This is a genomic window from Sphaerotilus sp. (assembly GCF_031429695.1).
Lineage (GTDB): Bacteria > Pseudomonadota > Gammaproteobacteria > Burkholderiales > Burkholderiaceae_C > Sphaerotilus.
The window spans coordinates 1-21220 of the sequence record NZ_JANPAB010000108.1; the positions used below are offsets into that span (position 1 = coordinate 1).

General features: G+C 68.8%; 22 protein-coding genes and 1 pseudogene. 10 read left to right on the forward strand and 13 right to left on the reverse strand.

Annotated elements, in window-relative coordinates; all coding sequences use genetic code 11:
• The 7 genes and pseudogenes from RMP06_RS20485 to glpD form a co-directional block, all read right to left on the reverse strand.
• A pseudogene (locus RMP06_RS20485) lies at nt 1-279 on the reverse strand (carbohydrate ABC transporter substrate-binding protein); the annotation flags it as partial.
• A gap of 176 nt (nt 280-455) precedes the next feature.
• Nucleotides 456-764 (reverse strand): DUF2160 domain-containing protein, encoded by a 309-nt coding sequence (locus tag RMP06_RS20490; protein WP_310463643.1) that lies wholly within the window; start codon nt 762-764, stop codon nt 456-458.
• A gap of 25 nt (nt 765-789) precedes the next feature.
• On the reverse strand, nt 790-1602 hold the full coding sequence (locus RMP06_RS20495) for a carbohydrate ABC transporter permease (RefSeq protein WP_310463644.1): 813 nt from the start codon (nt 1600-1602) through the stop codon (nt 790-792).
• Nucleotides 1595-2500 (reverse strand): carbohydrate ABC transporter permease, encoded by a 906-nt coding sequence (locus RMP06_RS20500; RefSeq protein ID WP_310463731.1) that lies wholly within the window; start codon nt 2498-2500, stop codon nt 1595-1597. Before RMP06_RS20500 ends, RMP06_RS20495 begins: the two co-directional genes overlap by 8 nt.
• A 5-nt stretch (nt 2501-2505) precedes the next feature.
• Nucleotides 2506-3519: an ABC transporter ATP-binding protein gene (locus RMP06_RS20505; protein WP_310463645.1), complete on the reverse strand. Its 1014-nt coding sequence runs from the start codon at nt 3517-3519 to the stop codon at nt 2506-2508.
• A complete protein-coding gene (locus RMP06_RS20510) occupies nt 3519-4619 on the reverse strand; it encodes an ABC transporter ATP-binding protein (RefSeq protein ID WP_310463646.1) in 1101 nt (366 codons plus the stop codon). The genes RMP06_RS20505 and RMP06_RS20510 overlap by 1 nt, the downstream gene beginning before the upstream one ends.
• Nucleotides 4610-6214, reverse strand: coding sequence for a glycerol-3-phosphate dehydrogenase (gene glpD / locus RMP06_RS20515; RefSeq protein ID WP_310463647.1), 1605 nt, complete (start codon nt 6212-6214; stop codon nt 4610-4612). The genes RMP06_RS20510 and glpD overlap by 10 nt, the downstream gene beginning before the upstream one ends.
• A 173-nt stretch (nt 6215-6387) precedes the next feature.
• On the opposite strand from glpD, the gene RMP06_RS20520 reads away from it, so the two are divergent.
• On the forward strand, nt 6388-7149 hold the full coding sequence (locus tag RMP06_RS20520) for a DeoR/GlpR family DNA-binding transcription regulator (protein WP_310463648.1): 762 nt from the start codon (nt 6388-6390) through the stop codon (nt 7147-7149).
• Between the two features lie 32 nt (nt 7150-7181).
• The gene (gene glpK, locus RMP06_RS20525) at nt 7182-8675 is read left to right on the forward strand and encodes a glycerol kinase GlpK (RefSeq protein WP_310463649.1); all 1494 of its coding nucleotides are present in this window, start codon (nt 7182-7184) and stop codon (nt 8673-8675) included.
• 12 nt (nt 8676-8687) lie between these two features.
• Here glpK and RMP06_RS20530 read toward each other — a convergent pair whose 3' ends face one another.
• The 4 genes from RMP06_RS20530 to nadC form a co-directional block, all read right to left on the reverse strand.
• On the reverse strand, nt 8688-9278 hold the full coding sequence (locus RMP06_RS20530; protein ID WP_310463650.1) for a hypothetical protein: 591 nt from the start codon (nt 9276-9278) through the stop codon (nt 8688-8690).
• Nucleotides 9279-9298: 20 nt separating this feature from the next.
• The gene (locus tag RMP06_RS20535) at nt 9299-10087 is read right to left on the reverse strand and encodes a hypothetical protein (protein ID WP_310463651.1); all 789 of its coding nucleotides are present in this window, start codon (nt 10085-10087) and stop codon (nt 9299-9301) included.
• Between the two features lie 21 nt (nt 10088-10108).
• A complete protein-coding gene (locus RMP06_RS20540; RefSeq protein ID WP_310463652.1) occupies nt 10109-10801 on the reverse strand; it encodes a DUF2589 domain-containing protein in 693 nt (230 codons plus the stop codon).
• A 164-nt stretch (nt 10802-10965) separates the two neighbouring features.
• Complete coding sequence (gene nadC, locus RMP06_RS20545; protein WP_310463653.1) at nt 10966-11838, reverse strand: carboxylating nicotinate-nucleotide diphosphorylase; 873 nt, start codon at nt 11836-11838, stop codon at nt 10966-10968.
• 70 nt (nt 11839-11908) lie between these two features.
• On the opposite strand from nadC, the gene RMP06_RS20550 reads away from it, so the two are divergent.
• A complete protein-coding gene (locus tag RMP06_RS20550) occupies nt 11909-12835 on the forward strand; it encodes a LysR family transcriptional regulator (protein WP_310463654.1) in 927 nt (308 codons plus the stop codon).
• On the opposite strand, the gene RMP06_RS20555 is transcribed toward RMP06_RS20550, so the two are convergent.
• Both RMP06_RS20555 and RMP06_RS20560 read right to left on the reverse strand, forming a co-directional pair.
• Complete coding sequence (locus RMP06_RS20555; protein WP_310463655.1) at nt 12762-14381, reverse strand: GDYXXLXY domain-containing protein; 1620 nt, start codon at nt 14379-14381, stop codon at nt 12762-12764. The genes RMP06_RS20550 and RMP06_RS20555 overlap by 74 nt on opposite strands.
• Nucleotides 14378-15280, reverse strand: coding sequence for a DUF2157 domain-containing protein (locus RMP06_RS20560; protein WP_310463656.1), 903 nt, complete (start codon nt 15278-15280; stop codon nt 14378-14380). Before RMP06_RS20560 ends, RMP06_RS20555 begins: the two co-directional genes overlap by 4 nt.
• 175 nt (nt 15281-15455) lie before the next feature.
• Between RMP06_RS20560 and RMP06_RS20565 the strand changes: the two genes are divergently transcribed.
• Genes RMP06_RS20565 through RMP06_RS20595 form a run of 7 tightly spaced genes read left to right on the forward strand, consistent with a single transcriptional unit; the run spans nt 15456 to nt 21213 of the window.
• On the forward strand, nt 15456-16175 hold the full coding sequence (locus tag RMP06_RS20565; protein ID WP_310463657.1) for a substrate-binding domain-containing protein: 720 nt from the start codon (nt 15456-15458) through the stop codon (nt 16173-16175).
• A 45-nt stretch (nt 16176-16220) separates the two neighbouring features.
• Nucleotides 16221-17249, forward strand: coding sequence for an amidohydrolase family protein (locus RMP06_RS20570; protein ID WP_310463658.1), 1029 nt, complete (start codon nt 16221-16223; stop codon nt 17247-17249).
• Between the two features lie 2 nt (nt 17250-17251).
• Entirely contained in the window at nt 17252-17947 is a 696-nt protein-coding gene (gene ligK / locus RMP06_RS20575) for a 4-carboxy-4-hydroxy-2-oxoadipate aldolase/oxaloacetate decarboxylase (RefSeq protein WP_310463659.1), read from the forward strand.
• An 18-nt stretch (nt 17948-17965) separates the two neighbouring features.
• Entirely contained in the window at nt 17966-18202 is a 237-nt protein-coding gene (locus RMP06_RS20580) for a hypothetical protein (RefSeq protein WP_310463660.1), read from the forward strand.
• The gene (locus RMP06_RS20585; RefSeq protein WP_310463661.1) at nt 18202-18519 is read left to right on the forward strand and encodes a DUF1932 domain-containing protein; all 318 of its coding nucleotides are present in this window, start codon (nt 18202-18204) and stop codon (nt 18517-18519) included. The genes RMP06_RS20580 and RMP06_RS20585 overlap by 1 nt, the downstream gene beginning before the upstream one ends.
• A 6-nt stretch (nt 18520-18525) precedes the next feature.
• Entirely contained in the window at nt 18526-19464 is a 939-nt protein-coding gene (locus RMP06_RS20590; protein WP_310463662.1) for an amidohydrolase family protein, read from the forward strand.
• 45 nt (nt 19465-19509) lie between these two features.
• Nucleotides 19510-21213, forward strand: coding sequence for a tannase/feruloyl esterase family alpha/beta hydrolase (locus tag RMP06_RS20595; protein ID WP_310463663.1), 1704 nt, complete (start codon nt 19510-19512; stop codon nt 21211-21213).
• Nucleotides 21214-21220 lie beyond the last annotated feature (7 nt).

Consider the following 21220-nt stretch of genomic DNA (forward strand, 5'->3'; position numbering starts at 1 on the left):
GTCGCCTTCCTGGATCAGGTCGTGCTTGACGGTGATGCCGGTGATCTCGCTGAAGGCCTTGGCCAGCGTCTTGGATTCGTACTCGTGGGTCGTGATCGTCTCGGAGACGACCGAGATTTCCTTGATGCCCTTGGCCTTGAGCTTGGCGGCGGCGTCGATGAACCACTTCATCTCGGCGGCCTGCTGGTCCTTGCTCAGCGTGGAGGGCTGGAATTCGCTGTCGATCCATTTCTTGGCGGCGGCCTCGTCGGCGTAGGCCGGCTGACCGACCGCCACCATCGCCGCCAGCGCCACGGCAGTGTGGCACAGCGTCTGCAGGGTGGTTTTCTGGGTCTGCGTCTTCGTCTTCATGTGCGTCTCCTCGTTGGAGCTGCCCCGGCCATCTGAAAGAACACCCGACCCCGGAACAGCACCGGCCGAATGTCCTGAAACCTTGAAGCGTCGCAAGCGGATGGCTATCCCTTGCGCATCACCAGCGCGAGCGCGGCCATCGACAGCACGAAGCTGATCCAGATGCTCGGCTCCTCGTTCAGCGAGAACCATTCGGCGAACTTGCCCGCCAGCCCGATGAACACCAGGTTGAGGTAGGCGGCGGTCAGCAGGCCGATGAAAAGCCGGTCGCCGCGGGTCGTCTCGATCGGCAGGAAGCCCCTGCGGAGCGTGGTGGGCGAGCGGAGTTCCCACACCGTCATGCCGACGAGCATCAGCCCGATGCAGGTGAAGAACACGGCCACCGGGGTGGTCCAGAACATCCAGTCGAACATGTGCATGTCTCCTTGGTGCGGTGGGTCAGACCCGGCCCATCGCGAAGCCCTTGGCGATGTAGTGGCGCACGAACCAGATCACGATCGCGCCCGGCACGATGGTGAGCACGCCCGCGGCGGCCAGCGTCGCCCAGTCCATCCCGCTGGCGCTGACGGTGCGCGTCATCGTCGCCACGATCGGCTTGGCGTTGACGCTGGTCAGCGTGCGCGCCAGCAGCAGCTCGACCCAACTGAACATGAAGCAGAAGAACGCCGCCACGCCCACCCCCGCCTTGATCAGCGGCAGGAAGATCGTCAGGAAGAAGCGCGGGAAGCTGTAGCCGTCGATGTAGGCGGTTTCGTCGATCTCGCGTGGAATGCCCGACATGAAGCCCTCCAGGATCCACACCGCCAGCGGCACGTTGAACAGCAGGTGCGCCAGCGCCACGGCGATGTGCGTGTCCATCAGCCCGACGGTGCTGTAGAGCTGGAAGAAGGGCAGCAGGAACACCGCGGGCGGTGTCATCCGGTTCGTCAGCAGCCAGAAGAACACATGCTTGTCGCCGAGGAAGGTGTAGCGGCTGAAGGCATAGGCCGCCGGCAGCGCCACGGTCAGCGAGATCACCGAGTTGATGCCGACGTAGATCAGGCTGTTGATGTAGCCCGAGTACCAGGAAGGGTCGGTGAAGATCAGCGCGTAGTTTGCCCAGGTGAAGTGCTGCGGCAGCAGGCTGAAGCTGGAGACGATCTCGCTGTTGGTCTTGAAGCTCATGTTCACCATCCAGTAGATGGGCAGCAGCGCGAACACCATGTAGGCCAGGAGGAACAGCGAGCGTTTGTGGAAGCGGTGCTCATGCATGGCCGGCTCCTTCCTTGGTGGTCTGGGCGGTCTGGCCGAGGCGCTGCATCCAGTTGTAGAGCACGAAGCAGAACAGCAGGATGATGAGGAAATAGATCAGCGAGAACGCCGCCGCCGGGCCGAGGTCGAACTGGCCAACGGCTTTTTGCGTCAGGTACTGGCTGAGGAAGGTGGTGGCGTTGCCGGGACCGCCGCCGGTGAGCACGAAGGGCTCGGTGTAGATCATGAAGCTGTCCATGAAGCGCAGCAGCACGGCGATCATCAGCACCCCGCGCATCTTGGGCAGCTGGATGTAGCGGAACACCGCGAGCTTGCTGGCGCCGTCGATGCGGGCGGCCTGGTAGTACGCATCGGGGATCGAGCGCAGCCCGGCATAGGCCAGCAGCGCCACCAGCGGCGTCCAGTGCCACACGTCCATCAGCAGCACGGTGAGCCAGGCGTGGGTGGCGTTGCCGGTGTAGCTGTACGCGATGCCCAGCCCCTGCAGCGCCGCGCCCATCAGGCCGATGTCGGCGCGGCCGAAGATCTGCCAGATCGTGCCGACCACGTTCCACGGGATCAGCAGCGACAGTGCCACGATCACCAGCGTGGCCGATGCTTTCCAGCCGTCTGCCGGCATCGACAGGGCCAGCGCGATGCCCAGCGGCAGCTCCACCAGCAGCACGGCGCAGGAGAACTGCAACTGGTTCCACAGCGCGGCGTGCAGATCCTCGTCGCGCATCACGGAGGCGAACCACTCGGTGCCGACGAACACGCGCCGCTCGGGGCTGATGATGTCCTGCACCGAGTAGTTCACCACCGTCATCAGCGGCACGACCGCCGAGAACAGCACGCACACCAGCATCGGCAGGATCAGGAACCAGGCTTTCTGGTTGACGGGCTTGATCGGGGCGTTCAGGGCACTCATGCCACCAGCTCCTCGTTGGGACCATAGAAACAGGTGTGGGCATTGCGCACCTGCAGCCCGACCGCCTCGCCGACCGCCGGCACGGGCGCCTCCCCCGGCAGGCGCACCTTCACAGTCGCACCCTCGGTTTCGCAGGTCACGACCGTGTAGGTGCCGATGTCCTGCACCCGCTGCACCGTGGCGGCCAGCGTGCCGACGGTGCCGGGTGGATGCAGCGTCACGTACTCGGGCCGGATGCCGAGCGTGCGGTCACCGTCCGGCAGGAAGTTCATGCCCGGCGAGCCGATGAAGTGGCCGACGAAGCGGTGCGCGGGCCGCTCGAACAGGGCTTCGGGCGAGCCGAGCTGCACCACCCGGCCGCGTGTCATCACGACGACCTGCTCGGCGAAGGTCAGCGCCTCCACCTGGTCGTGCGTCACGTAGATCAGGGTCAGTTTCAGCTCGCGGTGGATCTGCTTGAGCTTGCGGCGCAACTGCCATTTCAGGTGCGGGTCGATCACCGTCAGCGGCTCGTCGAACAGCACCGCTGCCACGTCCGGCCGCACCAGTCCGCGGCCGAGCGAGATCTTCTGCTTCTGGTCCGCCGACAGGCCGGCGGCGCGCTGGTCGAGCTGGTGGCTCATCTCCAGCATCTCGGCGATCTGGCCGACGCGCTGCCGGATCTGGTCGATCGGCACCTTGCGGTTCTTCAGCGGGAAGGCGAGGTTCTCGGCCACGGTCATCGTGTCGTAGATGACCGGGAACTGGAACACCTGGGCGATGTTGCGCTGCTGCGGCGTGGCGCGGGTGCGGTCCTCGCCGTCGAAGCGCACCGTGCCCTGGGACGGCACGAGCAGGCCCGACATGATGTTGAGCATCGTCGTCTTGCCGCAGCCCGAGGGGCCGAGCAGCGCGTAGGCGCCACCGTCGTGGAAGGTCATCTTCAGCGGCAGCAGGGCGTAGTCGGCGTCGTCCTTCGGGTTCGGATTCGGCTTGTACGAGTGCGCGAGATCAAGCTCGATGCGGGCCATCAGCGCGTTCCTCCTGGCGTTTGTGGCCTTTGCGGTCGTTGCGGTGCGAGCAGCAGATCGCCGGCGGTGTCAAAGGCGTAGACCTGCGCCGGACTCACCTGCAGCGTCACGGCGGTGCCGATCGCCAGATCGTGGACACCCGTGAGCTGCGCGACGAGTTCGCCGACGAGGGTGTGGACGTGGACAAACGTGTCCGAGCCGGAGATTTCGGCCAGCTCGACGAGGCCGGGCAGGGTGATGTCGCCGGGGCGTGACGCCAGCCGCAGGGCGCCGGCGCGGATGCCCAGCGTCAGCGTGCGGCCCACGGCGCCGGGCAGCGCCATCGGCAGTACCGGCCCCCCTCGCAATTGCGCACCCCCCGCGACGATCTGCGCTGGCAGCAGGTTCATCGGCGGATCGCTGAACGCGCGGGCGACGCGGATCGACTTCGGCCGGTGGAACACCTCGGCGGTCGGGCCGTACTGCAGCAGCTCGCCCGCGTCCAGCACGGCGGTGTAACCCCCCAGCAGCAGCGCCTCGCCCGGCTCGGTCGTGGCATAGACCACCGTGGACTGTCCCGCGGCGAAGAGCTGGGTCAACTCCTCGCGCAGCTCTTCGCGCAACTTGTAATCCAGGTTCACCAGTGGCTCGTCCAGCAGCATCAGCGGTGCGTCCTTGGCTAGCGCCCGCGCCAGGGCCACGCGCTGCTGCTGGCCGCCGGAGAGTGCAGCGGGCAGGCGGTCGAGGAAGACCTCGATGTGCAGCCGCGCCGCGATTTCGCGCACCCGCCGCTGCAGCGCGTCGCCTCGGTCGCCACGCAGCTTGAGCGGCGAGGCGATGTTGTCGAACACCGTCATCGACGGGTAGTTGATGAACTGCTGGTAGACCATCGCCACATTGCGTTCGCGCACCGGCGTGCCGGTCACGTCGCGGCCATCGACCCGCACCCGCCCGGTGGTCGGTGCATCCAGCCCGGCCATGATCCGCATCAGGCTGGTCTTGCCGGCCTGGGTCGCGCCCAGCAGCACGGTGACGGCGCCGGGCTGCGGGGCCAGCGTCATGTCGTGCAACCAGGTCTCGGCGCCGACCCGCTTGCCGATGCCCTCTAAGGTCAACTGCATGGAAAGGCTTTCATCTTGGAAGGGTTCTTGTCGGGGCAATCGTTCGGCGGTGGCGGTGCGGCGGCCATCCAGTCCTGCACGCGCTGGCGTTCGCTGGCGCTGTAGTGCAGCCCGAGCTTGCTGCGCCGCCAGAGCACGTCGTCGCCGCAGGTGGCCCATTCGGTCGCTTGCAGGAAGCGCAGCTCGGCCTCGTGCAGCCCTGGTGCAATCTCGGCGCCCAGACCGGCGAGGTCGTGGACGCCCGCCAGCAGCGCGCCGATCCGGCTGCCATACGCCCGCGCCAGCCGCCGCGCCAGCCGCACCGGCAGCCACGGGTGGCGTTGCTGGACTTGCAGCACCAGGCGCTCGAAATCGGTGTCGGGCCGCTGCGCCGTGCCGATCCAGTCGCGGAAATCGCCGCCCGGCAGCGTGCGGCTTTCGGTCCAGGGCTGGCGGGCGTCACCCAGCATCTGGCCGACCTCGGTGGCGGCGTCTTCGGCCAGCTTGCGGAAGGTGGTGATCTTGCCGCCCCACACGCTCAGCAGCGGCGCGGCGTCGGTGTTGCTCTCCAGCAGGTAATCGCGCGTGACGGCGGACGGATCGCCCGAGGCGTCGTCCAGCAGTGGCCGCACGCCCGAGTAGCTCCACACCACGTCGGCGGGCAGGACCGGGCGCGTGAAGTAGCGGCTGGCCTGTTCGCACAGGTAGGCGATCTCGTCTACGTCGATGCGGGCGCCGCGCGGGTCGCCGTGGAGTTCCTGGTCGGTGGTGCCGATCAGCGTGAAATCGCCCTCGTAGGGGATGGCGAAGATGATGCGCTTGTCGGGGTTCTGGAAGATGTAGGCGTGGTCGTGCTCGAAGCAGCGCGGCACGACGATGTGACTGCCCTTGACCAGACGCAGGCTGCGGGTGGCCAGCGCCTCGCCGCGGGCGGACTGGGCTTGCTGGCGCAGGAAGGATTCCGCCCAGGGGCCTGCCGCGTTGACCAGCGCCCGCGCCTGCACGGTGTGTGCGCGGCCATCGCCGGACTGCAGCGTCGCGCGCCAGCCGTCGGCGCTGCGCACGGCGGCGGTGCAGCGGGTGCGGGTGAGGATGTGCGCTCCCTGGGCCTGTGCATCGAGTGCGGTCAGCACCACCAGCCGCGCATCGTCCACCCAGCCGTCGGAGTAAACGAAGCCACGGGTGAAGGCGGGCTTGAGCGGGGCGCCGGTCGGGTGGGTGCGCAGGTTGATGCCGCGCGAGCCGGGCAACACCTCGCGCCGCGCCAGGTGGTCGTAGAGGAACAGGCCGAGCCGGATTAGCCACGCGGGGCGCATCGACGGGTCGTGCGGCATCACGAAGCGCAGCGGCCACATGATGTGCGGGGCGCTTTTCAGCAGCACCTCGCGCTCCTGCAAGGCTTTGCGCACCAGCGAGAACTCGCGGTACTCCAGGTAACGCAGCCCGCCGTGGATGAGCTTGGTGGACGAGGACGAGGTGTGCGAGGCCAGGTCGTCCTGCTCGGCCAGCACCACGCGCCAGCCCCGCCCCGCCAGGTCGCGGGCAATGCCGGCGCCGTTGATGCCGCCGCCGACGATGAGCACGTCGCAGTCTGGGGGGGTGTCGCTGGCCGTCATGGCGTCATGGGCGTGGTAAGCAATGGAGTTCGTTTTTGTGGTTTTGCGATTCGTTTTTGATTTCTTTGATTTCGTTTTGATCGCCTTTTTTCGTTTTAACCGCAGACACCCGATTCAAGTGTGAGTATTTACCCGGTTTGTGTTCGTTTTGCGCCTGTGTAGGCTGCGCTTCCATGACACCGAATCCCCGCCAATCCGATCTTCTGGAAGCCGTGCGCCTGGGCGGCTCGGTCACGGTCGAGGCGCTCGCGGAGCGGTTCGGCGTGACGCTGCAGACGGTGCGCCGCGACGTGAAGCTGCTGGCCGAGGCCGGGCTGGTGGCGCGTTTTCACGGCGGCGTGCGCCTGCCCGGCTCGACCACCGAAAACCTCGCCTACCGCCAGCGCGAAACCCTCAACGCCGAAGGCAAGCAGCGCATTGCCCGCGCCGTGGCCCGCGCCGTGCCCGAGGGCTGCTCGCTGCTGCTCAACATCGGCACGACCACCGAGGCCGTGGCACGCGAGCTGCTGCAGCACCGCGGCCTGCGCGTCATCACCAACAACCTGAACGTCGCCGGCATCCTCTGCGCCAACCCGGACTGCGAGGTGATCGTGGCCGGTGGCGTGGTGCGTCCGCGGGACCGGGGCGTGATCGGCGAGGCGGCGGTCGATTTCATCCGCCAGTTCAAGGTGGACATCGGCCTGATCGGCATCTCCGGCATCGAGGCCGACGGCACGCTGCGCGACTTCGACTACCGCGAGGTGACGGTGGCGCGGGCCATCATTGCCCAGTCGCGCGAGGTCTGGCTCGCCGCCGACCACGTCAAGTTCAACCGCCCGGCGATGGTCGAAGTGGCCCGTTTCGCCGACCTCGACCGGCTCTACACCGACAGTGCGCCACCCGAGCCGTTCCCCGCGCTGCTGGCCGAGGCCGGCGTGCAGTGCGAGATCGCCTGAGGCCGCCGCTCGACCGCGAAAGGAGTTCCCACATGCCGTACATCCTTGCCCTCGACCAGGGCACATCCAGCTCCCGCAGCATCGTCTTCGACGAGACCGGCCGCATCGTCGCCCAGGCGCAGCGCGAATTCCGCCAGATCTTTCCGCAGCCCGGCTGGGTGGAGCACGACCCGGACGACCTCTGGACCTCCCAGCTCGCCACCGCCCACGCCGCGCTGGCGCTGGCCGGCCTGACCGCCCGCGACATCACCGCCATCGGCATCACCAACCAGCGGGAAACCACGCTGCTGTGGAACCGCCGCACCGGCCGGCCGCTGCACAACGCCATCGTCTGGCAGGACCGCCGCACCGAGCCGCTGTGCGCCGAACTGCGGGTGCAGGGGCTGGCGGAGGCGATTGGCGCGACGACCGGACTGGTGGTCGATCCGTACTTCTCAGGGACCAAGCTGCGCTGGCTGCTCGACGAGGTGTCGGGGGCGCGGGCGGCGGCGGAGCGCGGCGAGCTGGCATTCGGGACAGTCGATGCGTGGCTGCTGTGGCAGTTGACGGGTGGCCGCGTCCACGCCACTGACGTGAGCAATGCGTCGCGCACGATGCTGTTCGACATCGGCGCCAACCGCTGGGATGCGGCGATGCTGGCGCGGCTGGACATCCCGGCATCGGTGCTGCCGGCTGTGCATCCGTCGAGCCATGTGTTCGGCGAAACGGACGCGGCGCTGTTCGGTGTGTCGATTCCCGTGGCGGGCATGGCGGGCGACCAGCAGAGCGCGCTGTTCGGGCAGGCGTGTTTCACGGCGGGACTGGCCAAGAACACCTACGGCACCGGCTGTTTCATGCTCATGCACACGGGCACCCAGCGCCCCGTGTCGCACAACGGCCTGCTCACGACGAGTGCGGCGCAGACCGGCCCGACGCCCGAGTTCGCGCTCGAAGGCAGCGTCTTCATCGGCGGCGCGGTGGTGCAGTGGCTGCGCGACGGGCTGAACGCGATCCGCGGCAGCGGCGAGGTGCAGGGCCTGGCGGAGAGCGTGCCGGACGCGGGCGGGGTGATGTTCGTGCCGGCCTTCACCGGGCTGGGCGCGCCGTACTGGCAGCCGGACGCCCGCGGCGCCATCGTCGGCCTGAGCCGCGGCACGACGGTCGCGCACATCGCCCGCGCCGCGCTGGAGAGCATCGCGTTCCAGTCCACCGCGCTGCTGCAGGCGCTGAGCCGCGATGCGGTCGCCAATGGCGGCGCGGCCGTCACCGAGCTGCGCGTCGATGGGGGCGCCTGTGTCAATGATCTGTTGATGCAGTTCCAGGCCGATCTGCTCGGCATCCCGGTCGTGCGCCCGCAGGTGACGGAGACGACGGCGCTCGGCGCGGCCTACCTCGCGGGACTGGCCACGGGGGTGTGGCACAGCCGGGAGGAGCTGTCGGCGCAGTGGCGCGTGGAGCGCCGTTTCCTGCCGACGATGGCGCGCGACCGCGCCGACGAGCTGATGGCGCAGTGGGCGCGGGCGGTGCGGCAGACGCTGACGCACTGACGCCGGCAGGATTCAGCCCGGAGCGGCCGGACGCAGCAGCGGCGCGAGCAGATCGTCGATCAGCAGCAGCACGTCGTAGACCGCGTACTGCAGGTTGATGCGCAGCGCAGCGCCGCCCGTGCCGGTGTCGCGGGTCAGCGCAGCCCAGATCGCCTGCAGCGTGGGTTGATCGGGCGGGCCGCTGCCGAGCAGCGGCTGCAGCAGCCCACGCTCCAGCCCGGTGGCCAGCAGCGCGCCGAGCTGTTCGCGCAGGGCGTCCAGCTTCGACAGGGTCTGGCGGTAGTCCGTGCCGATCTGTGCTTCGGCGGCGGTCAGCACCCGGAACACCGTGCGGCGCACCCCCTCGCGGCGCGGGCGCATCGGCTCCAGCGTGGCCGGATCGGTGCCGCGGCGGGCGGTCACCAGCTCCGCGCCCATCGCCAGAAAGCGGGCCTGCAGGTCGTGCCGGCCCTGGCGTTCGTACAGCGCCGCAGCCGAGGCGAGCAGGCTGGACACTGCGCTGTCCACCTCGCCATCGCCCGTGTTGTAGCGCGTCAGCAGCCGCCCGAGATCGACCAGCAGGGTGTCGGTCTGCGCGAGCTGGTGGTGCAGGATCGGCCGCATGGGGGGTCACCGGTCCGGTGTCATTCGAACTCGACGATCTGGCTGACCTGGCCGGTGGTGTCGTCCCGGACCGAGCGCACGAAGAAGCCTTCCTCGATCAGCTCGGCCTTGATCGTGAACACCGAGGTGGCGTCGCTGCCGTTCTTGATGAGGTTGGTTTCCGGATCGACCAGCAGGTTGTCGATGCCCACCTTGTCCACCACGACCGCGCCCTTGATGCCGGCCAGGATCTCGCTGTAGGCCTGCTTGGACAGCTCGTTGTTCGGGCTGTACTTCTGGTACAGCTCGACCAGCTTGCGCTCGTTCAGCCACAGCTGGAGGATCGTGCCCCAGGCGAAGCTCACCATGCCCTCCGGGTGGCCCAGGTCGTTGCTGGTGAGCAGGGCCTCGTGGAGCAGCTTGATGGCCTCGCCGCTGCTCTGCGGGTTGTCGCCGCGGCTGGCGGGTGCGCTGGTGGATTTGCGGTTCAGAAACTCCAGCTTGATGAGGTCCGGCTTGACCAGGATCCGGCCGCCCGCGGCGCGCAGCGTGTACTCGATGCTGGCGAGCTTGCCGCCGATGAAGTCCACGAAGGTGCGCGCCGGCATCGTGAACTTCAGCGTCGAGGTGTAGCGCGCCCCGGCGATCAGCACGGGAATGGTCAGCTCCATCTTCGGGATCTTGAAGCGGGGCGCCGTGAAGTGCTGCAGCACCGGATCCTGTGCGTAGGCGAGGGCGACCTGCCGGGCGTACTCGTCCGACATCTGCCGCGCCTTGATCAGCTCGCGGAAGATGTAGCCGGTGTAGTCGGACAGCGTGATCTCGGACATGGCGGTGTCTCGCAGCGGCGGTCAGGCGGCCAGCATGTTGAGGATCTTCTCCAGCCCGGCCGGGATCTCGTCCTGCACCGCCTTGACGTTGACGGTCAGGGCGTATTCCTTCTTGACTTCGACGCCGGTCGACGTCTGCCGTTCATACGACGCCGAGACCTTGAAGTTGACCGGCCCGAAGCCGCCACCGGCCGACACGCTCACGCCGAGCTTGTCGGACACCTTCGACGATTCGACCGAGTTCAGCTTGACCTTGAAGTCGATGATCACGTGCTCGATGCGCAGGCTCGGGATGGGCAGCATCGCCAGCAGCGGCACCCGGATGGCGACCTCCTTGTTGACCTCGTTGCCCTCTGCATCGACGTCCTTGCGGGTGTGGCTGAAGTCGACCATCACCAGGGTCTTCTTGCCGTCCTCGGCGGTTTCGAAACCGACGTTGTTGATGAAGTTGACCGTCGCCAGCGAAGACGCGACCTGCGCATCGACCGCCGCTTGCAGCGGCCCGCCGATCATCTTGCGGAAGTCGATGTTGTTGAGTTCGCTGGTCAGGTTGGTGCTGGGCACGGCCCGGGCGGCCAGATGGCCCTGCGCGCCAGCGACGGCCCTGCTGAGGCCGTGGCCGACCGCGGCGGCGGTGGCCTCGATGTCCGCCGGGGAGCCGGTGGTCGTGGGGTGCATGCTTGTCGCGGGGACGGGGGGCTTGCTGGTGGCCATGAGAATCTCCTTGGCTGTCCGGGGAGGGACGGCAACACGCCGTGGTGGGCAGTGAGGAGATTCTGGGAAGGCCCCGGCTTCGGGGCATCCTCAGTCTTGTGGATCGACGTTGATCAGATGGCGCTGAAATGCCAACTAAATCACGTTTGATCGCACAAGGTGGCTCAGCCGAGGACACGCATCGACAGATCGATCGCGTGGACTTCCTTGGTCAGGCGGCCGATGGAGATGCGGTCCACGCCGGTGGCGGCGATCTCGCGGATTGTGCTCATGTCCACGCCCCCCGAGACCTCCAGCAGCGCACGCCCGGCGTTCAGGGCCACGGCCGCGCGCATGTCGTCGAAGGAAAAATCGTCGATCAGCACGCTGGTGGCGCCGGCCTGCAGGGCTTCTTCCAGCTCGGCGAGGTTCTCCACCTCGATCTGGATCGACACGCCCGAGTGCAACGCCTGGGCGGCGCGCAGCGCGCCGCTGACACTGCCGGCGCTGGCGATGTGGTTTTCCTTGATCAGGATGCCGTGCCACAGCGCCATGCGCTGGTTGGCCCCGCCGCCCACACGCACCGCGTACTTCTGCGCCTGGCGCAGGCCGGGCAGCGTCTTGCGGGTGTCCAGCACCAGGCAGCCGCGCGGGTTCGGCGACAGGCCGGCGATGGCGTCCGCATAGCTGCGTGTCACGGTGGCCACACCCGAGAGCATCTGCAGGAAGTTCAGCGCCGAGCGCTCGGCACTCAGCAGCGCGCGGGCGTTGCTGCGGATGCGGCAGACCTCGGTGGTGGCGGTGAAGGCGTCCCCTTCGGACAGGAACCACTCGATCTGCGCCGCCGGATCGCAGGCCAGCACGCAGGCGTCGAACCAGTCGCGCCCGCACAGGACGCCGTGTTCCTTGGCCATCACCCGGGCGTGCACGGCGCGCTCGGCAGGCACCAGCATCGCGGTCCAGTCGCAGCGGCCGATGTCTTCGCGCAGGGCGTCGTGCACGTTGCGCAGGCGGGCGGCGTCGAGGGTTTCGTTGTCGTCGAAGGTCAGGGTTGTCATGGTGGAGGCAGCACGGAACGGCGAGAAAACAGCAGGGAGGGTGAGCGTAGCACCGTGCAATCATCGCGCCATGGACCTCAAGCAACTCGACTACTTCGTCCACGTCGCCGAACTCCAGAGTTTCAGCAAGGCCGCGGTGGTGCTCGACATCGCGCAATCGGCGCTGAGCCGGCAGGTGCGGGCGCTGGAGATCGAGCTGCGCGAGACGCTCTTGCTGCGCAACGGCCGCGGCGTGGTCCTGACCGAGGCCGGGCACCGGCTGTTCGAGCACAGCGTGGGCATCCTGCGGCGGGTGCAACTGGCGCGTGACGAGATGGCCGCGACCCGCGACGAACCATTGGGGCGCATCACGGTCGGCCTGCCGCCCACCATCGGCCGCCAGCTCACGGTGCCGCTGATCGACGGCTTCCAGCGCCGCATGCCGCAGGCGCGGCTGGCGATCGTCGAAGGCCTGTCCACCCACATCACCGAATGGATCACCTCGGGCCGGGTCGATCTGGGCCTGCTGTTCAACCCGGACGTGCAGCCCGGGCTGGAGATCGCGCCCGTGCTGGAAGAGCGGCTGTGTCTGGTGCAGCGGGCACCGCCGGGTGCCTCGGTGGCGCGCGGGCCGATCCCGCTGGCCGAACTGGCGGCGGTGCGGCTGGTCCTGCCGGAGCGTGCGCACGTGATCCGGCGGCTGCTGGACACGCAGGCGATGCTGGCCGGCCTGGCGCTGGACATCGCGTGGGAGGTGTCGAGCATCGCCTCCATCATCGACCTCGTCTGCGCCGGCTATGGCCACGCGGTGCTCACGGCCAGCGCGGTGGCGGCGTCCGGGCGGGCGGATGTGCTCTCGGTGCGGCCCATCGTGGCGCCGAGCCTGCCGAGCGTGCTGTGTCTGGCGGCGTCGTCGCGCCAGCGCAGCACGCCGCTGATCCGCCTCACCCGCCGCTTGCTGGAGGAACTGGCGCGGGGCTTGCCGCAGGCGGCTGCGGCGCACTCGCTGCCGGGTTGAGGGCGGCTGGCCGGATCGGCTGCAGCGCCGCGTCCACCAGACCGACCAGCAGCGCACGCCCGTCCGGCTGGACCCGGAATTCACCGTAGCGCGCGGCCTGCCAGCGCTGGCCGTCGCCTTCGCGGAAGAACCAGGCGTCCGTGACCACCACCCAGCGGCCGCCCTTGGGCGCCAGCGCGATGCGCAGCGTGTCGGCGGGCAGGGCGGCGCCGGGCGGGGTGTCCAGCAGCCGCTCCAGTTGCGCCACGCCGCGCGCATCGACGCGGGCCAGCACCTGGGGCGGCGACAAGCGGTCGGCGCCGTCGAGCTGGCCGCGCAGCGTGTCGCCGAGCCGGTAGTTCAGCGCCATGTAGTCGCCCTGCATCAGCGCGCGGGGATCGACCGGCGCCAGCTCGATGAAGACCGGGCGGCCGTGGGCGATGAGGTCTTCCTTCTGCCAGATGGCGCCGTTGGCGGTCACCAGCACCGCCACGGCGCTCAGCAGGATCCCGAGGCGGGCGCGGTCTGGCGACGAGGCCCCCGGGGCCGCCGCGGCGATCGGCGCAGCACGGCTGGCGTGCAGACCCCACCACGCCAGCAGCCCGAGGCCCGCGCCCGTGCCGGCCAGCACGGCGGCCTTGGTCGTCAGCGGCCAGTCCAGCGCGTAGTAGAGCGCGCCGACGATCCACACCGCCGCCAGTCCTGCGGCCACGGCGCGCTTGTGTTTGGGTTGCCGTGCCGTGACGCACCAGGCGACCACCCACCACACGGCTCCAAGCCACGGCATGAAACCAGCGAGCACCAGACCCACGGCCATGGCACCTGCCCACCACGGGCGCTTCATGGCTGGCCTGCGCAGCCAGAGCAAAGCACTGGCTGCAGCGGCCAGCGCCACCGACGCCCCCGATTGCCAGGACCACCATCCGTTGACCGCGGTGAACCCCCCTGACCCCAGATCCCCCTGCGCATCGACCACCGCGCCGACCAGAAACGTCATCCCGGAGCCGGCGGCCGATGCGACCAGCGTGGCGAGGATCCAGCCGGTGCCGATGGCGTCGAGTGTCCGGGTGCCGTGCCGGTCGGCCGTCCACACCGACAGCACGGTCCACAGCAGAACGGCCGCCTGCGTGGCCAGCCAGATCCCCCAGTGGCGGCTGCCGTGCGTGCCCACGCCCGCCAGCAGCAACCCGACCGCGCAGGCGCCGAGCAGTGCCTGCAGCCACGCCCCGCGGATCAGCGCGGCCACCCCCAGTGCCACGGCCGCCAGCACCAGCGAAGCGCTGGGCACCGCCATGTCGCGGTACAGCCCGAAGCCCAGCGTCACGCCGCCCAGCAGCAGCATCGGCACCGCCAGTTGTTCGACAAACGGCCCGACCCCTTGCGCGCGCAGCACCACGCCGGCGCCGACCAGCAGCAGCGGCCCGACGAGGTAGGGCCCGATGCCGGACACCAGCAGGTCGCCCAGGAGCAGCCCGACGACACCGGCCAAGGGAAGGGTGGCCAGCCACGCGCCCAGTGCGGTCAGCAGGACGACGGGCCAGGGTCGCTCGGCGGGATGGGCGGTCATGCTGAAACTCCCTGCGCCAGCGGGCGCCGCACGAGCCTGAGAATCAGGGAGACGCTGAACGCCAGCAGCCCGGCTGCGCACACCCCCACCAGCAGCAGGCGGCCCACGGTGTCGCCGCCACCGGACTCGAACACCAGGCGCGCGAGGCCTGCCACCAGCAGCGTGTCCAGCCCGAGCGCCACGGCGCTGAGTGCGAACACGTCGAATCCCGCGGGCCGACCCAGCACCGCGGCCGCAGCGACCAGCAGCACGAGACCCAGCGCGTAGTGCGGCGACACGCTGCGGTCGAACAGGCCCCAGAGTGCCGCTGCGCTGACCATCACCACCGTCAGGGTCACGCTGCCGCGGAAGGACCACGGCCCGGTGCCGAGACGCTGGCGCAGCGCCGGCCCGGACAGCACACAGACGCCGATCGCCACGGCCCAGCCGATCAGGTAGACCGGCAGATCCCGCGGGTCGGTGCGCCAGCGGTGTCCCGTGTGCGCCTGCACCCAGAGCGTCACCGCCGTCAGTGCAACCAGCGACCAGGGCGCCCAGACCACGTCGCTGCGCACGCCAAGCGCCAGCGGCGCCGCCAGCACGGCCCACAGCGCAAAGAGCTGCCAGGCGTCCGCGCCGGTCTGGTAGGTCTGCCCGAAAAACGCGAACAGTCCGCCGATGCCCAGCAAGGCGAGCAGCCCCGCTGCTGGCCGGGCCGCCCGCAGGCGCCAGGCCAGCGCACAGGCGCCGACCACGCCCACCTGCAGCAGCGCGAACTGGCCTGTGCGCCCGAGCGTGTCCCAGTTCGCGGCGATCCACAGGACCAGACCGAAGCCGGTCAGGCCCGCAGACACGGCGGCCAGTCCGTGCAGCGCGGGGGTGTCCGGGGCGACCGGTGCTTCCGGGTGGGTCGGGCTCATCGGTGGATCCTCTGCGGTGGTTCCGGTGCGGTCAGCGTAGCACCGCGGCGGTGCGCGGGTGACTGGGTTCCTCTGGATATGCCGGATTGATATAGCAGATAGTGACAGTGCCCCCTGTTCGGCATGGTGCGGGATCGCCAGAATCCGCGCATCCCATTGCTTCTGCGCCGACCCCATGCCGTCCACCCTGTCCCCCTCGACCGCTCCGGCGATCCGCGGCATCTCCTCGATGGCCACCCGCCAGGTGCTGGCCGAGCTGGTCGCTGCTTATGCCGCTGGCGCTGGCGCCGGTGCCGCCGTGGCCATCGAATCGGTCGGCGGAGTGGACGCGGCCAGACGGGTGCTGGCCGGCGAGGCTTTCGACGTGGTGATCCTCGCCTCCGACGCCATCGACAAGCTGATCGCGGCCGGCCGGGTGCTGGCCGACAGCAAGGTCGATCTGGTGCATTCCGGCGTGGCGGTGGCCGTGCGTGCAGGGGCGCCGCGGCCGGACATCGGCTCGGAGGCCGCTGTGCGCGCCGCGGTGCTGGCCGCCCGCAGCGTGAGCTACTCCACCGGCCCGAGCGGCGTGGCGCTGGCCAGGCTGTTCGCGCGCTGGGGCATCGCCGACGCGATCGCCGCGCGGCTGGTCACGCCGCCGCCCGGTGTCCCGGTCGGCCTGCTCGTGGCACGCGGCGAGGTCGAACTCGGTTTCCAGCAGTTCAGCGAGCTGATCAACCTCGACGGCATCGACGTGCTCGGCCCGCTGCCGGCCGCCATCCAGATCACCACGGCGTTTTCCGCCGGCGTCTGTGCCGGCACGGCGCAGGCGGACGCGGTGCGCGCCCTGCTGGACTTCATGACTTCCCCGCAGACGGCCGACGCCAAGCGCCGCCAGGGCATGGACCCGGCCTGACGCCGGAACCCCCGACTTTCACCCGGCTACCCCAGGAGACTCCCCATGATCATCGACGTCCACGGCCACTACACCACCGCCCCGGCCGCCCTCGGCCTCTGGCGCGATCTGCAGATCGCCGCGCTGAAAGACCCGTCCAAGGCGCCGAACCCGGCTGATCTGAAGATCAGCGACGACGAGCTGCGCGAGTCGATCGAGACCAACCAGCTCAAGCTGATGAAGCAGCGCGGCTCGGATCTCACCATCTTCAGCCCGCGCGCCAGCTTCATGGCGCACCACATCGGCGATTTTCAGACGTCGAGCACCTGGGCCGCGATCTGCAACGAGCTGTGCTTCCGCGTGGCCGAGCTGTTCCCGGACCACTTCATCCCGGCCGCGATGCTGCCGCAGTCGCCCGGGGTGGATCCGGCGACCTGCATCCCCGAGCTGGTCAAGTGCGTCGAGCAGTTCGGCAACGTCGGCATCAACCTGAATCCGGACCCGTCGGGCGGCCACTGGACCTCGCCACCGCTGAGCGACAAGTCGTGGTACCCGATCTACGAGAAGATGGTCGAGTACGACATCCCCGCGATGGTCCACGTCTCGACGAGCTGCAACGCCTGCTTTCACACCACCGGCGCGCACTACCTGAACGCGGACACGACGGCGTTCATGCAGTGCCTCACCAGCGACCTGTTCAAGGACTTCCCGACGCTGAAGTTCCTGATCCCGCACGGCGGCGGCGCGGTGCCCTACCACTGGGGCCGTTTCCGCGGGCTGGCGCAGGAGCTGAAGAAGCCGCTGCTGTCCGAGCACCTGCTCAACAACATCTACTTCGACACCTGCGTCTACCACCAGCCGGGCATCGACCTGCTGACCAAGGTGATCCCGGTCAAGAACATCCTGTTCGCCAGCGAGATGATCGGCGCCGTGCGCGGCATCGACCCGGAAACCGGCCACTACTACGACGACACGAAACGCTATGTCGCCGCGACCTCCAACCTGACCGACGAAGAGCGTCACCAGGTGTTCGAAGGCAACGCCCGCCGCGTGTTCTCGCGCCTCGATACCGCGCTCAAAGCCAAAGGACTCTGACCATGACTTCCCTGATGAACCAGCTCGGCGTTGTCAAACGCGGCATCGTGCGCGCCGATCCGGCCGCCGTCGACAAGCTGTCGCGCTTCGGTGTAGCCACCATCCACGAGGCCATGGGCCGCGTCGGCCTGATGAAGCCGTACATGCGGCCCATCTACACCGGTGCCCGGATCTGTGGCACGGCCGTCACCGTGCTGCTGCAACCCGGTGACAACTGGATGATGCACGTCGCTGCCGAGCAGTTGCAGCCGGGCGATGTCGCCGTGGCCGCCTGCACCACCGACAACACCGACGGCTTCTTCGGCGACCTGCTGGCCACCAGCTTCCAGGCGCGTGGAGCCAAGGGCCTGATCATCGATGGCGGCGTGCGCGACGTGGACGAGCTGCAGGCGATGGGCTTCCCGGTCTTCGCCAAGGCGATCCACGCCAAAGGCACGATCAAGGCCACGCTGGGTTCGGTCAACATCCCGGTGGTCTGCGCCGGTGCGTTGGTGAACCCGGGTGATGTGGTGATCGCCGATGCGGACGGCATCGTCGTCGTGCCCGCCGGGATGGCGCAGCAGGTGGCCGACGCGGCCGAGAAGCGCGAGAGCTTCGAGGGCGAGAAGCGCGCCCGCTTCGCCGCGGGCGAGCTGGGGCTGGACATGTACAAGATGCGCGAGCCGCTGGAAAAAGCCGGCCTGCGCTACATCGACTGATCTAGCGGTGACCCGGCGATGAGCAACTCCCAGTTCTGGCGCGGCGGCCTCGTCGGCTATGGCGAAGTCGGCCACATCCTGGCCGAGGATCTGCGCGCGCAGGGCGTGGCCGTCCACGCCTTTGACCTGAAGCTGGCGGGCGAGGCGGGGGCGCCGTTGCGCACCCATGCCGCCTCGCACGGCGTGGTCCTGCACAGCAGCCACGCGGCGCTGGCGGGGCAGTCCGATTTCATCGTGTCCGCCGTCACCGCGTGATGGTCAAGGGCCTCGAAGCCATGGTCATCGAGAGCTTCACCACGGCCCGGCACTACGGTGTCGAGGACGCGGTGATCGCCAGCCTGCACGAGACGTTTCCCGGCATCTACTGGGAAAAGCAGGCCGCCTATTTTTTCCAGCGTGCCATCGAACACGGCCGCCGCCGCAGCGAGGAAGTGCGGGAGGTCGCCGAAACCGTGCGCGACGCCGGCCTGTTCGGCACCCGCGGCACCCCCGAATTCGCCCGCAGCGCCGACTGGCGCACCGAGGCGGACCGCCTTCTTGATCACGTCAACGACAGCAAGCACAAGGACTGAGACGCCATGAGCAAACCCACCACCGGTGATTTCACCAAGACCGCAGGCTGGATGGACTGGTATGCCGGCCCGACCAAGCCCGCGTTCCAGTTGCCCGCAGGCGCCGTCGATGCGCACTGCCACGTCTTCGGCCCGGGCGCCGAGTTCCCCTACGCGCCGGAGCGAAAGTACACGCCGTGCGACGCCTCGAAGCACGCGCTGTACGCCTTGCGCGACCACCTCGGCTTCGCCCGCAACGTCGTCGTGCAGGCCACCTGCCACGGCGCCGACAACCGCGCCATGCTCGACGCCTGCGTGTCCTCGGGCGGCAAGGTACGGGGTGTGGCCACCGTGCGCCGCAGCGTCACCGACGACGAACTGCAGGCGATGCACGCGGCCGGCGTGCGCGGCGTGCGCTTCAACTTCGTCAAGCGGCTGGTGGACTTCACGCCCAAGGACGAGCTGATGGAGATCGCCGCCCGCATCGGCAAGCTGGGCTGGCACGTCGTCATCTACTTCGAGGCGGTCGATCTGCCCGAGCTGTGGGACTTCTTCACCGCGCTGCCGACGACCGTGGTGGTTGATCACATGGGCCGCCCGGACGTGTCCAAGCCGATCGACGGGCCGGAGTTCACGCTGTTCCTGGAGTTCATGCGCCAGCACCCGAACGTCTGGAGCAAGGTGAGCTGCCCCGAGCGGCTGAGCTTCACCGGCCCGAATGCGTTGGGCGGCGAACGCAACGCCTACACCGACGTGATCCCTTTCGCCCGCCGCGTGGTCGAGGAGTTCCCGGATCGCGTGCTCTGGGGCACTGACTGGCCGCACCCGAACCTGAAGGACCACATGCCCGACGATGGCCTGCTGGTCGATTTCATCCCGCACATCGCGCCGACCGCCGAGCTGCAGCACAAGTTGCTGGTGGACAACCCGATGCGCCTGTACTGGCCGGACGAAACCGGCGCCTGAGTCTGTGTCACAGCACAGCACGACACACCACGAGGAGACAAGCCCATGAACCCGAGCACGAACACCACCACCCGCGTCGCGTTGACGCTGATCGCCGCTGCGGCACTGTCCGCCTGCAGCACCACGGCGATGCGCGCCACGCCGGTGGCCTGCGCCGAGCTGCCGACCGCGCTGGCATCGCTGAAGAACGTCCGCATCACCGCGTCCAAGGAAGTCGCTGCCGACGACAAGGGCACGCCCGCCCACTGCCAGGTCACCGGCGTGGCCAACGAGCGCACCGGCGTGGACGGCAACCGCTACGCCATCGGCTTCGAGATGCGCCTGCCGCAACACTGGAACAAGGGTTTCCTGCACCAGGTCAACGGCGGCAACGACGGCAAGGTCGTGCCGGCACTCGGTGCGCTGCCTGTGCTGTCCACCAACGGCCTGCAGCGCGGCTTCGCGGTGATCAGCTCGGACTCGGGCCACAGCGAGGCCGACCCCTCCAACAAGGCGTTTGCGCTGGCGCAGGGCAATGCCTTCGGCATCGACCCGCAGGCCCGGCGCGACTACGGCTACACCGCCAACGACACCATGTTCACCGTCGCCCAGTCGGTGATCACCAGCCACTACGGGCAAGCCCCGGTGCGCAACTACATGGCAGGCTGCTCCAACGGCGGTCGCCACGGGCTGGTCGCGGCCACCCGCTACGCCGACCGCTATGACGGCATCCTCGCCGGCGCGCCGGGCCTGAACCTGCCCAAGGCGGCGGTGCAGCACGCCTGGGACGTGCAGAGCTGGCAGATGGTCAACCCGGCTGACCCGGACATCCGCAAGGCGTTCACCACGGACGACATGAAGCTGGTCGCGGCCAAGGTGCTGGAGAAGTGCGACGCACTCGATGGCGCGGCCGACGGCGTGGTGGGTGATCTGGCGCGCTGCCAGTCGGTGTTCAAGCTGGCGGACCTGCAGTGCAGCGGTGCCAAGACCGCGCAGTGCCTGAGCGCCACGCAGGTCACGGCGCTGAACCGCGCCTTCGCCGGCCCACGCAACAGCAAGGGCGAGGCGCTGTACAGCGACTGGTCGTTCGACGCCGGCATGGGGTCGGGCAACTGGCGCTTCTGGAAAATGGAAAGCCAGATCCCGCCGTGGGACAAGCTGCCGCTGATCGCGACGATGGGCGCCGGTTCCCTGGCCTACGTCTTCACGACTCCGCCGACGATGACCAACGGCACGCCGGCCGCACTGCTGAACTTCCTCACCAAGTTCAGCTTCGACGCCGATGCGCCGCGCATCTTTGCCCGCAATGACCTGCACACCGAATCGTCCATGCAGTTCATGACGCCGCCGGATGTCGATGACCCGAAGCTCGCCGCCTTCCGCCAGCGCGGCGGCAAGCTGATCGTCTACCACGGCAACAGCGACGCAGTGTTCTCCATCAACGACACGCAACGCTGGTTCGGCAAGCTGCAGGCCAACGCCGGGGCGGACGGCGCCGCGTTCTCGCGCCTGTACAGCGTGCCCGGCATGGCGCACTGCAGCGGCGGCCCGGCCACCGACCAGTTCGATGCACTCGGCGCCCTGGTGGACTGGGTGGAAAAGGGTCAGGCGCCGCAAGCCTTGACTGCCAGCCTCAACCCCGCCAACAAGGAAGTCCCCGCCGACTGGTCCAAGACCCGCACCCGCCCGCTGTGCGCGTGGCCGCAGGTGGCGCGCTACCAGGGCGGTGACCTCGAATCGGCGAGCAGCTTCCGCTGCGTCGCACCCTGAAAAGGAG